Origin of the sequence: Bacillus sp. ChL18 (genome assembly GCF_026241425.1) — a bacterium.
In the GTDB taxonomy this organism is placed as follows: domain Bacteria; phylum Bacillota; class Bacilli; order Bacillales; family Bacillaceae; genus Bacillus; species Bacillus velezensis.
On the sequence record NZ_JAPHWE010000003.1, the window covers coordinates 97,087 to 111,197 of the forward strand.

12 protein-coding genes and 1 pseudogene are annotated in these 14,111 nt (G+C 47.0%); 10 read left to right on the top strand and 3 right to left on the bottom strand.

Features of this window, described 5'->3' with window-relative positions; translation table 11 throughout:
* Position 1 precedes the first annotated feature (1 nt).
* Complete coding sequence (locus OQ477_RS16985; RefSeq protein ID WP_007609261.1) at positions 2 to 1,330, bottom strand: amino acid permease; 1,329 nt, start codon at positions 1,328 to 1,330, stop codon at positions 2 to 4.
* Between the two features lie 124 nt (positions 1,331 to 1,454).
* Here OQ477_RS16985 and OQ477_RS16990 point away from each other — a divergent pair, with 124 nt between their 5' ends.
* Together OQ477_RS16990 and nadE are read left to right on the top strand one after the other, a co-directional pair.
* Positions 1,455 to 2,051: a DUF1989 domain-containing protein gene (locus tag OQ477_RS16990; protein ID WP_011996295.1), complete on the top strand. Its 597-nt coding sequence runs from the start codon at positions 1,455 to 1,457 to the stop codon at positions 2,049 to 2,051.
* A gap of 134 nt (positions 2,052 to 2,185) precedes the next feature.
* The gene (nadE, locus tag OQ477_RS16995) at positions 2,186 to 3,004 is read left to right on the top strand and encodes an ammonia-dependent NAD(+) synthetase (RefSeq protein WP_094032907.1); all 819 of its coding nucleotides are present in this window, start codon (positions 2,186 to 2,188) and stop codon (positions 3,002 to 3,004) included.
* 50 nt (positions 3,005 to 3,054) lie between these two features.
* Here the strand turns inward: nadE and OQ477_RS17000 are convergent, their stop codons facing one another.
* Entirely contained in the window at positions 3,055 to 3,339 is a 285-nt protein-coding gene (locus tag OQ477_RS17000; protein ID WP_265973309.1) for an antimicrobial peptide LCI, read from the bottom strand.
* Positions 3,340 to 3,469: 130 nt separating this feature from the next.
* Positions 3,470 to 4,258 carry a sugar phosphate isomerase/epimerase family protein gene (locus OQ477_RS17005; RefSeq protein ID WP_224181559.1) on the bottom strand — a complete coding sequence of 263 codons (789 nt, stop codon included), beginning with the start codon at positions 4,256 to 4,258 and terminating at the stop codon, positions 3,470 to 3,472.
* A 194-nt stretch (positions 4,259 to 4,452) separates the two neighbouring features.
* Between OQ477_RS17005 and OQ477_RS17010 the strand changes: the two are divergent.
* The 8 genes and pseudogenes from OQ477_RS17010 to OQ477_RS17045 all read left to right on the top strand — a co-directional run bounded on the left by OQ477_RS17010 (position 4,453) and on the right by OQ477_RS17045 (position 14,000).
* Positions 4,453 to 5,762 (top strand): annotated as a pseudogene (locus OQ477_RS17010) (MFS transporter).
* A 126-nt stretch (positions 5,763 to 5,888) separates the two neighbouring features.
* Entirely contained in the window at positions 5,889 to 6,449 is a 561-nt protein-coding gene (locus tag OQ477_RS17015; protein ID WP_032872779.1) for a shikimate kinase, read from the top strand.
* Between the two features lie 140 nt (positions 6,450 to 6,589).
* Positions 6,590 to 7,546, top strand: a complete 957-nt coding sequence (gene cah, locus OQ477_RS17020) for a cephalosporin C deacetylase (protein WP_045206676.1) — start codon at positions 6,590 to 6,592, stop codon at positions 7,544 to 7,546.
* Positions 7,547 to 7,611: 65 nt separating this feature from the next.
* The gene (locus OQ477_RS17025) at positions 7,612 to 8,397 is read left to right on the top strand and encodes a nucleotidyltransferase domain-containing protein (RefSeq protein ID WP_265973312.1); all 786 of its coding nucleotides are present in this window, start codon (positions 7,612 to 7,614) and stop codon (positions 8,395 to 8,397) included.
* 187 nt (positions 8,398 to 8,584) lie between these two features.
* Complete coding sequence (locus OQ477_RS17030) at positions 8,585 to 9,496, top strand: proline dehydrogenase family protein (protein WP_087920787.1); 912 nt, start codon at positions 8,585 to 8,587, stop codon at positions 9,494 to 9,496.
* Positions 9,497 to 9,513: 17 nt separating this feature from the next.
* Complete coding sequence (gene pruA, locus OQ477_RS17035) at positions 9,514 to 11,061, top strand: L-glutamate gamma-semialdehyde dehydrogenase (RefSeq protein ID WP_011996302.1); 1,548 nt, start codon at positions 9,514 to 9,516, stop codon at positions 11,059 to 11,061.
* Positions 11,062 to 11,152: 91 nt separating this feature from the next.
* A complete protein-coding gene (gene putP, locus OQ477_RS17040) occupies positions 11,153 to 12,607 on the top strand; it encodes a sodium/proline symporter PutP (protein ID WP_265973313.1) in 1,455 nt (484 codons plus the stop codon).
* 157 nt (positions 12,608 to 12,764) lie between these two features.
* Positions 12,765 to 14,000, top strand: coding sequence for a PucR family transcriptional regulator (locus OQ477_RS17045; RefSeq protein ID WP_003156600.1), 1,236 nt, complete (start codon positions 12,765 to 12,767; stop codon positions 13,998 to 14,000).
* The last annotated feature ends 111 nt before the right edge of the window (positions 14,001 to 14,111 follow it).

Genomic DNA, 14,111 nt, shown 5'->3' on the forward strand with positions numbered 1-14,111 from the left:
GCTATGATCCGGCAGGGCTGTGTCCCTGCTTTTTTTGTACGATCCATGTCACGATCGCAATGACGGCGAGAAAACAAAGGCTGACCAGAAAACCGGGCCGGCTCGATTTCTCAAACAGCGTCCCGGAGACGGCCGCGACAATCAGCACAAGGGCGATAAAAATCTGTGCGGTTCCCATCTTTGTCGTTTCGAGCAGTTTCTTGCCCGAGAACAAAATGAACAGCCACGTATAAAGAAGCATCAGACCCGCCGCGGTTGTCATGTGTTCATATATATTTTTCGGCAGCACCAATGACAGGATGATGGAGACGATGAGTCCGGCAAACGTCAATCCGAGCGCAGGCCAGCAGATTTTTTTGTTTTCCTTTAATCTGAAGCATTTCGGCGCATCCCCGTCATCGGCCATTGTACAAAGCAATGTCGTCACGGCAAACAGCGAGGCGACGAGCGTGGAAAATCCCGCAATAATAAAAATCCCGTTAAAAATATCAAGAATGATATCTAAATGAAAACCCTTCAGCGATGTAATAAACGGGCTGTCCTGCTCGGTGAATTTGCCCAGCGGCACTAACAGCAGCGCCAGGCCGAGAGAAATGACGTAAATCACCGCAAGTACGGCAAGCATCAGCCGGCCTGATTTTGAGGCTTCCTCCGGTTTTTTCAAGTGTACGGTCATCAGCCCCAAGACTTCAATTCCTCCGAAGGCGTAAAACGCATAAATCAGTCCCGTCCATAACCCCATCGCGCCGTGCGGGAACAAATCCTTTGATTCGTTCGGCACCTGCACATCCGGTTTATGAGAAAATATACCGCACAGCGCCAATATGGCGATCACGATAAACATAAAAATCGCCGCCGTCTTGACAACAGCGAGCACATTTTCCGTTTTTTGAAAAACGGACAGCCCCGTAAATATAATCAAAAGACCGAGCACCGCATAGATGGAGGCGAAAATCCACAGCGGCACATTCGGAAACCAATGCTTCGTAAACAGCGAGATCGCTGTCAGCTGGCTTCCCGTAATCAGCATCTCGGACGACCAGTACACCCATCCGTTGCTGAAACCGGCCCAAGTGCCGAAAGCCTTTCTCGCATAAGCGCAAAAAGACCCCTTTTCGGGCTGTTTAGCCGAAAGCTTCGCGAGCTGCTCAAAGACAAAATAGGTGCCAAGCCCGGCAATAAGAAATGAGATCAGCGCGGAATATCCGCTTTTGACAATAGCGATGCTGGACCCGAGAAAAAAGCCCGTCCCGATTGTGCAGCCGACGCCGATTAAGGAGAGCTGCCACCAAGCGAGATTTCCTTTAGGCTGGTCCTGTGATTTACCCATGAAGTTCAACCCCTTTATCAAAGCTTAGATTGCAGCCGTCAGAAGGGGAATATACATCCAATAAATTGCTTTACATGAAACAAACGGACGGAGTTCATAATAGAAGAAAAAAAGGAGCAGTCTGATGACACAGCAATTTATCGTACCGCCGAAAAAAGGGCTCGGCCTGAAGGTTCACAAAGGGCAGATTATAAAAGTAGTCGATGTGGAAGGGCAGCAGGTGGCTGACTTCACGGCGTATCATGCCAAGGACTTCTATGAACATCTTGATCAGGGCGCGACGATTGATGCCAACCAGTCCATTCATGTAAAAACGGGTGATCATATTTATTCGAATTTATACAAGCCGATGCTGACGCTGATTGAGGATACAGTCGGCAAGCATGACCTGCTGCTTCCCGCCTGCCGTCCGGATATGAACAGGCTTTTATACGGAAAGCATAAAGACGAGCTCCAGGATACGTGCTATGACAATATGAGCGGAGCGCTTGAACCATTCGGGGTGCCGCGGCCGCATATGCATTACCCATTCGCCATTTTTATGAACACGGTGCTCGATGAGAAAGGGAACTTATCAGTCGAAACGCCTCTTTCTGACGCGGGTGATTATGTACGGCTCCGTGCGGAAATGGATCTCGTCGTCGCATTCTCCTCCTGTCCGATCGAAAAAGGAAAATGCAACGGAGACAGCATCACGGCGCTGCGGGTGGAAATCAGCTGATCCCGGTGTATTTGATTCACTTAAAATCCGGACCTGTGCTATATTTAACAGAGAGTCGTACATAGTGGCATGATTCATTTTCAGCATGAACGGGAAATGGATCATAAAGAAACAATGCAGGAGGAGTGATTGGGATGAGCATCCAGAAACAGATTATGAATGATCTCCATGTAAAGCCCTCAATTGATCCGAAACAAGAAATTGAGGACAGAGTGAACTTTCTGAAACAATATTTGAAAAAAACAGGTGCCAAAGGCTTTGTGCTCGGCATCAGCGGGGGGCAGGATTCCACGCTTGCGGGACGCCTCGCCCAATTGGCGGCTGAGAGCATCAGAGAAGAAGGCGGAAATGCGGAATTTATCGCCGTCCGGCTTCCGCACGGCACACAGCAGGATGAGGATGACGCCCAATTGGCGCTCAAATTCATTAAACCTGATAAATCATGGACATTTGATATTAAGTCCGCTGTCAGCGCGTTCGCTGATCAGTACAAAAAAGACACGGGCGATCAGCTGTCTGACTTTAACAAAGGAAATGTAAAGGCCAGAATGAGAATGATCGCTCAATATGCCATCGGCGGACAAGAGGGGCTGCTTGTCATCGGAACCGATCATGCGGCCGAGGCGGTGACCGGTTTCTTCACGAAATACGGTGACGGCGGAGCTGATCTGCTGCCGCTGACCGGATTAACGAAACGCCAGGGCAGACGTTTATTAGAAGAGCTCGGTGCGCCGGAGCGCCTGTATTTGAAATTACCGACGGCCGATCTGCTTGATGAAAAACCGCAGCAGACTGATGAGACCGAACTCGGCATCACATACAATGACATTGATGATTATTTAGAAGGCAAGGACGTATCTTCCAAAGTGATTGAGGCGCTGGAAAAACGCTACCTCAGTACGGAGCACAAGCGCCAGGTGCCGGCATCAATGTTTGATGATTGGTGGAAATAGAATGAAAAAAACCTCCCTTTTGAAAGGGAGGTTTTTTGTTTATTTCATTTTTATTTATCTACACTTTCATAAATCCCTACCCAATACCCTTTGCTGCTGTCATAGTATTTGCTTTTGAAAATCCACTTTGTTCCATCTAAAACGAAAGAAGCAGCGAAGTTGCCGTTAGGACTTTGAACGAGTTTGATGGCATTAATGCCGGCATCTGCTTTCGTTGAGATTGGGCTATTTTCCACGGATGAAGATGCTGTTGGTGATGCGGCAAAGGCAGGAGCGGCAGACATCAGTAAGGCAAGAGACAGCGCAGAACCGGTTAACACTTTTTTGAATTTCATTTCGAGCACTCCCTTTTCAAATGAAATGTATTACAGTGTTAATAATTAGATTATTATCCATAAAATCCCTTCTATGTTTCTAAAATTTTTTTCTTAATTTGAAAAAACATCCCCTCTGAAGGGATGTTTTTTATTTCTTAAAGCAGTGCCTGATCTCATTCAGAGATTCTTTCATATGCGCTTCAGCATGATGACCGAAGTATTCGAGTGACACGAAACCGCCGTATTGCCTGTTCAACAGTTCTTTCAGAAAGGGTTCCTGCCGTAAATCCCCTTGCAGAACAGACACCGGCTTGCTGAGATACCAGTTGTCAAAATTCCAGTGATAGTTTTTCAGATGAATGTGGCTGACGGTATGATACAGTTTTTCTAAAGCGGACATTTGGTCAACGTGATTGACGTGTAGGTTGGAGCCATCAAAAATGGTGCGGACCCGCGGATGTCCGACATCCTCCAAAAATGCCAGCGCCGCCTCCGGTGTATCCGCGTACGTATCGTAATGAATCTCAAGCCCGATATCGACTTCATAGTCATCTGCGAGCCGTGCCGCCTGCTGAAATTGATCAACCGCACGCTGCCACTTTTCCGGTGATGTCCGATGCGAAGGAAGATTGCCGGCAAAGACTCTGATCAAGGGACTGCGCAGCTGTCGTGCCGCGCTTAATGCCCTTTGAACATCCTTTAACGCCTGCCTTTCATCCTGAGTGGCGAAGTCAGTGTACAAACTGACGGCAGGCACCCCGATGCCTTCCTCCTGAAGCTGCTGATCAAGCCTGTCGAGCGGGCCGATTTCCTCTATATATTGTTTAGCGTGTCCGTACCACAGTTCGATTCCCTCAAAGGAGTGCTCCTTCGCGAAAGAAATGACGTCGAAAATATGCTTTTTTTTAAATCCTGTCGTGCAAAAACTCAGTTTCATCGGTAATCCTCCCGTAACTTTCTATCATATGTGCACTTTTTCCCCGGGTGCGATACGGATAAACAGATGAAAAGGGCAGACACTTTTTTATAAGCGGGGTGTGTAAATTGTTTAGCGCTTTTTTGCGTCAAAGTATTAAATAATTGACCGAAGTGTTGTACAATTAATTTCATTCGAGTAAGGGGGAGAAGCCATTGAAAAATGAAACGGAGCTGACGGACTTCAGTCCCGTCCGCAATAAACCGACTCGCGCTCGTTATGTGATACTGATTCTTTTGTTTTTTATCACTGCGATTAATTATATAGACCGTGCCAGTGTATCCATCGCCGCCCCGTCCATTCAGACATCGCTGAACATAAGCCCGCGCTTTTGGGCGTCGTCTTTTCCGCATTCAGCTGGACTTATACGGGAATGCAGATTCCCGGCGGGCTCATTTTGGACAATTTCGGGTCAAAACGGACGTACGGCGTTTCTTTATTGATCTGGTCTGTTTTCACCGGAGTGCAGGCTTTTGCGGCCAGTTTCGGATTTTTATTCGGCTGCCGCCTGATTATCGGGCTGGCTGAATCGCCTGCGTTTCCGGCAAACAACCGGATTGTCACGACATGGTTTCCAAGGCGGGAACGCGCCTTTGCGACGGGTGCTTATACGGCGGGGGAATATGTGGGGCTGGCGTTCGCCACACCGGTTTTATTCTGGGTGTTAACGGCATTTGACTGGCGCGCCGTCTTTATTTCCTCAGGGGTGCTCGGGCTTGTTTTCTCCATTTTCTGGTTCGAAATGTATCACGAGCCGAATCGGTGCCGGAAAGTGAACCGGGAGGAGCTTGATTATATTAGAGAAGGCGGCGGACTGACAGAGGTGTCAGAATCAGCCGGCAGGATCACGTGGCCGGATTTCGTCCAGCTTCTTAAATACCGCAAGCTTGTCGGCTTGTATATCGGCCAATTCGCAGTAGCCTCCACGCTGTTCTTCTTTTTGACATGGTTTCCGACTTATCTGGCGGAGGCAAAGCACATGGCTTTCTTAAAAGTCGGCTTCGCCGCATCAATTCCGTATATCGCCGCCTTTTTCGGCGTATTGTTCGGCGGATATTGGTCTGACGGAATGATGAAACGGGGCGTGTCGGTGAACGTTGCCCGGAAAACGCCCGTCATCCTCGGTCTTCTGCTGACAGGCTCCATCGTGCTCGCGAATGTTACGGATTCTGCTCCTGCGGTTTTGACGATCTTATCCATTGCTTCTTTTGCGCAGGGCATGTCCAATATATCCTGGACGATGCTGAGTGAGGTGGCGCCAAGCGAGACAATCGGATTGGCTGGAGGCGTGTTTAACTTTTTCGCCAATATGGCCGGTATTATCACCCCGCTTATCATCGGGTTTATCGTTTCTGCGACCGGTTCATATAACGGAGCGATTCTGTTTGTCGGCGCTGTCGCATTTATCGGGGCATTTTCTTATATTTTCATTGTCGGAAAGGTGGAACGCATTACGCTCCGATAGAAAGAAAAACTCATCTCTTCTTAATAAAGGATGGGTTTTCTTTCATTGCATTATCTCTATATTTCAATATTGAGTTATCATATAATAAACATAACTTTTTCATTTCTTAGGAGGATTTCGCCGAAGATGAACGCAAAACGTGCCATTCCCGTAAGAGAAAGAAATATCGTACTGATCGGATTCATGGGTGTCGGAAAGACAACAATCGGCCAGCTGGTCGCTAAGAAATTATACAGAGACTTCATTGATATTGACCTGCAGATTGAGAAAGATTTCAAGATGTCCATCCCGGAAATGTTTGAGAAAAAAGGTGAAGCCTTTTTCCGTCAGACTGAAAAGGACTATATATTAGATATCTGCCGCAATACAAAATTCAAGATCGTGTCACTTGGGGGCGGTTCGTTTAAACAAGAGGAAATCAGACAGTGCTGCCTTGAAAACTGTCTCGTGCTCCATCTTGATCTATCATGGGAGAATTGGAAGCAGCGGGCTGATCTGCTGATTGAAAGCCGTCCCGTTCTGCATAACCGTTCCATGGATGAAATGCAGCAGCTCTTTAACGAGCGCCAAAGCATCTATGATAAACATAATTCAAAAGTGGCGACGGATAATCTGGAACCAGAAGAAATAGCCGATTATATCGTAGAAACGTTAAAAATCGGCTGGGACCTGTATCAGCCGATGTAAAAAGAGCCGTGACGCTGTGAGCGCACGGCTTTTTTGTTTTTAAACAAACGTTTATTAAAATGTTTAGAAAATGAGTGCAAAATCGTGTTAAGATAGAGTCAGAAAATTAAATCTTATAAAACAAAGGAGAATAATCGGATATGCAATTATACGACTTGCCGCTCGACCAACTGCAAACCTATAAACCAAATAAAACCGCTCCTCATGACTTTTCGGATTTTTGGGCATCATCATTACATGAGCTTGCAAAGGAAGAGGCAAAGCCTGAATTGAAGGCTGAAAGCTACCCGGCTGACGGTGTGAAAGTATTCCGGCTGACATACCGAAGCTTCGGCAAGGCGGAAATTGAGGGATGGTACGCCGTTCCCGACCGGCAAGGACCGCATCCGGCCATCGTGAAATATCACGGCTATAACGCGAGCTATGACGGGGATATACATGACATCGTAAATTGGGCGCTACACGGATATGCCGCGTTCGGCATGCTTGTCCGCGGTCAGCACAGCAGCACAGATACAGGTGTCTCACCGCACGGACACGTTCCCGGCTGGATGACAAAAGGGATTTTAGATAAAGATACATATTATTACCGAGGCGTGTACTTAGACGCCGTCCGGGCTTTGGAAGTCATCAGCGGCTTTGAGGAAGTGGATGAAACGAGGATCGCCGTCATCGGCGGGAGCCAGGGAGGCGGACTTTCAATCGCCGCGGCGGCACTATCTGACATCCCGAGAGCGGTTGCGGCCGATTATCCTTATTTAAGCAATTTTGAGCGGGCCATTGATGTCGCTCTTGATGAGCCGTATCTTGAGATTAACTCCTTTTTCAGAAAGAACGGCAGCCCTGAAACGGAGAAGGCCGCGATGAATACACTGGCCTATTTTGATATCATGAATCTGGCGGACCGCGTAAAAGTTCCGGTGCTCATGTCCATCGGGCTGATTGACCGCGTGACTCCGCCGTCGACGGTGTTTGCCGCTTACAATCACCTGGAAACGGAAAAAGAATTGAAGGTTTACCGGTATTTCGGACATGAATACATACCTTCTTTCCATACGGAAAAGCTGGCCTTTCTGAAAGCGCATCTGAAAGGCTGACGATAGCGAAAAGCCCAAGTACTTGGGCTTTTTTCAGGAATCATCACGGAAAAGGACGGATACAGATGGAACAAAGGATCATCGAAGAATTAAAACGAATTGAAGCACAGCACGGCGTCAAGGTGCTTTATGCCGTAGAATCAGGGAGCCGCGCATGGGGATTTCCGTCAAGCGACAGCGACTACGATGTACGGTTTCTCTATGTGCCGAAAAAAGAATGGTACTTTTCGATCGAACCGCATAGGGATGTCATAGAAGAGCCGATTCATGACATGCTTGACATCAGCGGCTGGGAACTGAGAAAAGCGCTTAGGCTTTATAAAAAATCAAATCCGCCTCTTTTGGAATGGCTCTCTTCTGAGATGATCTATTATGAAGCTTTCTCAGCGGCTGAAAAGCTTCGAAAACTGAAAAACCGCGCCTTTTCGCCTGAAGCCGGCATCTATCATTATCTCAATATGGCAAAACGGAATGAAAAAACGGAATTGCGAGGCAGTGAAGTGAGGATTAAAAAGTATTTTTATGTTCTGCGTCCTCTCCTTGCCTGCAGATGGATTGAAACGTTCGGCTCCGTACCGCCGATGTCATTTCCCGTACTGGCCGATGCCTTATTGACGGATGAAGCGCTCATTTCTGAAATCAATACACTGCTTACAAGGAAAAAAAGCGGTCAGGAGCTGGCTCCGGAACCGAGAAATACGATCATTCATGCATTTATAGAAGAAGAAATAGAACGCATCGGGCACTATGTCAAAACGATCAAAACGCCGAAACCTGACATAACGGAGGAACTGAATCAGCTATTGATTCAGTCCGTCGAAGAGGCGTGGGGGGAAAAAGGCGGAAATTGACGATTGCCGTCATTTCCGTCCGCCATTTTTCGGCATAATCCGCCTGCTATCTAAGAAGCTGATTGTGGTAAAACCACAAAAATTTATCAGAATCTTTGTATTTTTAGAATATTGTGAGAGGATGTTTTGTCCATTTACAATAGACTCATACAAATACTTCTTAGATTGCGGGGTGTTAAGGTTGGAAGTGATTACAAGAGATTTTTTCTTATTTTTATCCAAGAGCAGCTTTCTCAATAAGATGGCGCGAAGCTGGGGAAGCCGTGTGGCAGCCGGCAAAATCATCGGAGGAATGGATTTCCGCAGTTCTATCCCGACAATCCGACATTTGAACAGCCAGGGGCTGTCAGTTACTGTCGATCATTTGGGTGAATTTGTCAACAGCGGTGATGTCGCGAAAGAACGCACCGAGGAGTGCATGCAGACCATCGCCTTAATCGCTGATGAACAGCTGAATTCCCAAGTGTCATTAAAAATGACATCTTTAGGTCTTGATATAGATCTCGATCTCGTCTATGAAAATATGACGAAAATCCTCCAGACGGCTGAAAAACATAAAGTCATGGTGACGATTGACATGGAAGATGAAACGAGATGCCAGAAAACGCTGGATATCTTTAAAGACTTCCGGAGCCGGTATGAATATGTAAGCACCGTGGTGCAGGCTTATCTGTACAGAACGGAGAAGGATCTTGATGACCTCAGCCCGCTGAATCCGTTTCTGCGGCTTGTCAAAGGGGCCTATAAAGAATCGGAAAAGGTGGCCTATCCTGAAAAAAGCGACGTCGATGAAAATTATAAAAGACTCATCCGCAAACAGCTTTTAAAAGGACATTATACGGCAGTTGCCACGCATGATGACAAAATGATCGAGTTTACAAAACAGCTTGCCAAAGAGCACGGCATTCCAAACGACCGTTTTGAGTTTCAGATGCTGTACGGCATGCGCTCGCAAACCCAGCTCAGCCTGGTGGAAGAAGGATACCGCATGAGAGTCTACCTGCCTTACGGGGATGACTGGTACGGCTACTTCATGAGACGGCTCGCCGAACGCCCCTCAAACATCGCATTCGCCTTTAAAGGGATGACTAAGAAGTAAAAAAGGGAGAGATGACAATGACTACACCTTATAAACACGAACCATTCACGAATTTCCAAGATCAATCGAACGTTGAAGAATTTAAGAAAGCGCTTGCGACGGTAAATGAGTATCTGGGAAAAGATTATCCGCTCGTCATCAACGGTGAAAAGGTAGAGACGGAAGCGAAAATCGTTTCAATCAATCCGGCTGATAAAGAAGAAGTCGTCGGAAAAGTGTCAAAGGCGTCCCAGGAGCACGCTGAGCAAGCGATTGAAGCTGCTGCGAAAGCGTTCGAAGAGTGGAGATACACATCCCCTGAAGAAAGAGCGGCCGTTTTGTTCCGCGCAGCTGCCAAAGTCCGCCGCAGAAAGCACGAATTCTCCGCCCTGCTCGTCAAGGAAGCGGGAAAACCTTGGAACGAAGCTGATGCAGATACGGCTGAAGCGATTGACTTCATGGAGTATTATGCACGCCAAATGATCGAACTGGCAAAAGGCAAACCGGTCAACAGCCGTGAAGGCGAGAAAAACCAATATGTGTACACGCCGACTGGAGTGACAGTTGTTATTCCGCCGTGGAACTTCTTGTTTGCGATCATGGCAGGAACAACAGTGGCGCCGATCGTTACTGGAAACACAGTGGTTCTAAAACCTGCGAGTGCTACACCTGTTATTGCAGCAAAATTTGTTGAAGTGCTTGAAGAGTCCGGATTGCCAAAAGGCGTAGTCAACTTTGTGCCGGGAAGCGGAGCAGAAGTAGGCGATTATCTTGTTGACCATCCGAAAACAAGCCTTATCACATTTACAGGATCACGTGAAGTCGGTACGAGAATTTTTGAACGCGCGGCGAAAGTGCAGCCGGGCCAGCAGCACTTAAAGCGTGTCATTGCTGAAATGGGCGGTAAAGATACGGTTGTTGTCGACGAGGATGCGGACATTGAATTAGCGGCTCAATCCATCTTTACATCTGCATTCGGCTTTGCCGGACAAAAATGTTCTGCAGGTTCACGTGCAGTTGTCCATGAAAAAGTGTATGATCAAGTATTGGAGCGTGTCATTGAAATTACGGAATCAAAAGTAACTGCTAAACCTGACAGTGCAGATGTTTATATGGGGCCTGTCATCGACCAAGGTTCTTACGACAAGATCATGAGCTACATTGAAATCGGAAAAGAAGAAGGCCGTTTAGTAAGCGGCGGCACCGGAGATGATTCAAAAGGCTACTTTATCAAGCCGACGATCTTCGCTGACCTTGATCCGAAAGCCAGACTCATGCAGGAAGAAATTTTCGGGCCTGTCGTGGCGTTTTCTAAAGTGTCAAACTTTGATGAAGCTTTAGAAGTGGCCAACAATACTGAATATGGTTTGACAGGCGCGGTCATTACAAATAACCGCAAACATATTGAACGGGCGAAACAGGAATTCCATGTCGGCAACCTGTACTTCAACCGCAATTGTACGGGAGCGATTGTCGGCTACCATCCGTTCGGAGGCTTCAAAATGTCCGGCACTGATTCAAAAGCGGGCGGCCCGGATTATTTGGCCCTCCACATGCAGGCGAAAACAATCAGTGAAATGTTTTAAGAGGGACTGAATGGGCATCCTCCTCGCGGGGGGTGTCCATTTCACCATAAACATATAAAGCGGAGGAGGAAATGCCATAGCAAACATTCAGTTGATTATTTCCATTTGTATTTATATGTCGGGCATGCTGTTTATCGGCTATTACGCCTACAGACGGACGTCAAATCTGACGGATTACATGCTCGGGGGGCGTTCTTTAGGCCCTGCCGTCACAGCGCTCAGCGCGGGAGCGGCGGATATGAGCGGATGGCTCTTGATGGGGCTTCCGGGCGCCATGTTCTCGACGGGGTTAAGCGGCGCTTGGATTGTGTTCGGACTTGTTCTCGGAGCGTGGGCGAACTGGCTTTTCGTGGCGCCGAGGCTGAGAACGTATACCGAAAAAGCGGGGAATTCCATCACCATTCCGGGTTTCCTTGAAAATCGTTTCGGTGATCATACGAAGCTTCTCAGACTGTTTTCAGGTCTTGTTATTCTTATCTTTTTCACTTTTTACGTATCATCCGGCATGGTGTCCGGAGGCGTCTTATTCAACAGCATTTTAGGGTTGAAGTACCACACGGGGCTGTGGGTCGTCACAGGCGTCGTTGTCGCCTACACCTTGTTCGGGGGCTTTTTGGCGGTAAGCTGGACGGACTTTGTCCAAGGGATCATTATGTTTGCGGCGCTTATTCTCGTGCCGATTGTGACGATTTTTCATACGGGCGGACCGGGGGAAACCGTTGCCGATATCCGTTCCGTCAACCCGGAACTGTTTAATATGTTCAAAGGGACCACCGTCCTTGGCATTATTTCTTTATTTGCGTGGGGGCTCGGCTATTTCGGGCAGCCGCATATTATTGTGCGCTTTATGGCGATCACATCTGTGAAAGAAATCAAACGCGCCAGACGGATCGGAATGGGATGGATGATTTTGTCTGCACTAGGCGCGCTGTTTACGGGTCTTGCGGGAATCGCGTATTACCACCAGCACGGACTGAAGCTGGCTGATCCGGAAACCATTTTTATTCAGCTCGGCAACATTCTGTTCCACCCGATTATTACGGGATTTCTCATTTCTGCGATTTTAGCGGCCATTATGAGTACGATTTCGTCTCAGCTGCTCGTTACGTCCAGTTCTTTAGTAGAGGATTTGTATAAGTCCATGTTCAGACGTTCGGCTTCTGATAAGGAACTCGTATTTCTGGGGAGAATGGCAGTGCTTGCGGTGTCAATCATCGCTTTGGTGCTCGCTTGGGAGAAAAACAACACGATACTTGGTCTTGTCAGCTATGCATGGGCGGGATTCGGCGCGTCATTCGGGCCGGTCGTACTGCTCAGTTTATTTTGGAAACGGATGACGAAATGGGGGGCACTCGCCGGCATGATTGCGGGAGCGATTACCGTAATCATTTGGGCGAATGCCGGTCTTTCAGACTTTTTGTACGAAATCATTCCGGGCTTTGCTGTAAGCCTTGCCGCTGTATTTGTCGTCAGCTTATTGACACAGGCTCCGTCAAAAGATGTCACAGATCAGTTTCATGATTACCGTGATACACTTTCTCAATAAAAGCAAGGAACGAGAGGAAGAAGGGACCGCCCTTTTTCCTCTTTTCACGATACAGGCTTTCGGATCATGCCGTTTTGGGAATATGTGAATTTTTTTCTATACAAAAAGTCACCCCGCAGAGTATGATAAAGATAAAAAGAGCATAGGAGAAATAGGTATGGAAGAGCTTTTAGAGAGAGTTTTTTCATTTACGGACATTGATAAATTAATTGATTTCATCAGTTATGAATTGCAGAAGCCCGTTATTCTGGAAAGCGCGGATTTCTTTTTGCTTGCCTATAATTCTTATTACATTAATCACTTCGACTCCGCCAACCAGCAGACGATATTTTCAAAAAAATGCCCCGTGCAGATTTTTGAAAGGTTTCTGAAGGACGGGGTGATCGAAAAGCTGAAAACCGTTCCTGAACCGTTCCGTGTCGAAAAAATAGACAGTATCGGACTGAATCAGAGAGTGGTTGTAAGCGCAAAACATAAAGGGGAAGTGATGGGCTACATCTGGATTCAGGAGCTCGACCGAAACTTGACGGACGAGGAGCTCGATTTTTTATATGAAACTTCATTTCATGTCGGAAAAATCATCTATAAAACGAACCGGCTGAAACAAGAAAAAGAAGAAAGAGCGGAAGACCTGGTGAAACGGGCGATCTTTCAGCAATTCTCCTCTGAAAAGGAGTTCAGGCGGGAAGCGGAAAAGATGAACGCCGTGCTGCCGTCGGTTTTTTCAGTGGTCGTCCTGCACGCCGCAAATGGGGATGGGGAGGCAGTCGAAGATGTGAAGGAAAACATCAAATCGTACTTGAATTTGCGGGATAAAGTCAGTCACGTCTTAACCATTGATTCCAATATTGTCATCGTCGTCGCAAGCTTCTCGCAAAAAAGCTCCGGCACTTCGGCAGCATCTGAATTTATCCACAAACTGCTGACTCATTTTCACTTTCAGAAGATCCCCACTCCCATCTATATCGGAATCGGCAATGAATACAGCAGCATCCTGAAGCTCGGCAAAAGTTATATAGAGGCCCTTGAAGTCATAAAGGCCGCCGAAATTACTGGAAACCAGGAAAATATCCCGTACGAATACAGTAAGCTCGGGATTTACCGCTATCTTGAAAGCATCGAAGAAAAAAACGCCTCACTGGAATATGTAAACGATGATTTAGCGTTATTAAAAGCCAAAGACAGAGAAAGCAGTACCGAACTGCTGAAAACGTTAGAAATCTATCTCCTCAATAACTGCAAAACAAAACCAGCCGCAGAACAGCTTTTTATTCATCAAAACACATTGAACTACCGTATCAAACAGATTCTTGACATGACATCAATTAATTTAAACGACTTCAGGACAAGGTGCCAGCTGTATCTCGATATCATGCTGATGAAAAAGAGATAAAAAAGAAACCAGTCGTTGTACTGGTTTCAGTTTTAATACCTTCCCGCTTAACCTCACTTCTGAATCACTCCTTTTCCGCAAGATGAGAAATGAATAAACACTGCTCCACAA

Coding starts and splice junctions, on each gene's coding strand:
- nadE (WP_094032907.1), top strand. CDS start 2,186: ATGAGCATCCAGAAACAGATTATGAATGATCTCCATGTAAAGCCCTCA.
- OQ477_RS17045 (WP_003156600.1), top strand. CDS start 12,765: ATGGAAGAGCTTTTAGAGAGAGTTTTTTCATTTACGGACATTGATAAA.
- OQ477_RS17005 (WP_224181559.1), bottom strand. CDS start 4,258: ATGAAACTGAGTTTTTGCACGACAGGATTTAAAAAAAAGCATATTTTC.
- OQ477_RS16990 (WP_011996295.1), top strand. CDS start 1,455: ATGACACAGCAATTTATCGTACCGCCGAAAAAAGGGCTCGGCCTGAAG.
- OQ477_RS17000 (WP_265973309.1), bottom strand. CDS start 3,339: ATGAAATTCAAAAAAGTGTTAACCGGTTCTGCGCTGTCTCTTGCCTTA.
- OQ477_RS17025 (WP_265973312.1), top strand. CDS start 7,612: ATGGAACAAAGGATCATCGAAGAATTAAAACGAATTGAAGCACAGCAC.
- cah (WP_045206676.1), top strand. CDS start 6,590: ATGCAATTATACGACTTGCCGCTCGACCAACTGCAAACCTATAAACCA.
- pruA (WP_011996302.1), top strand. CDS start 9,514: ATGACTACACCTTATAAACACGAACCATTCACGAATTTCCAAGATCAA.
- OQ477_RS17015 (WP_032872779.1), top strand. CDS start 5,889: ATGAACGCAAAACGTGCCATTCCCGTAAGAGAAAGAAATATCGTACTG.
- OQ477_RS16985 (WP_007609261.1), bottom strand. CDS start 1,330: ATGGGTAAATCACAGGACCAGCCTAAAGGAAATCTCGCTTGGTGGCAG.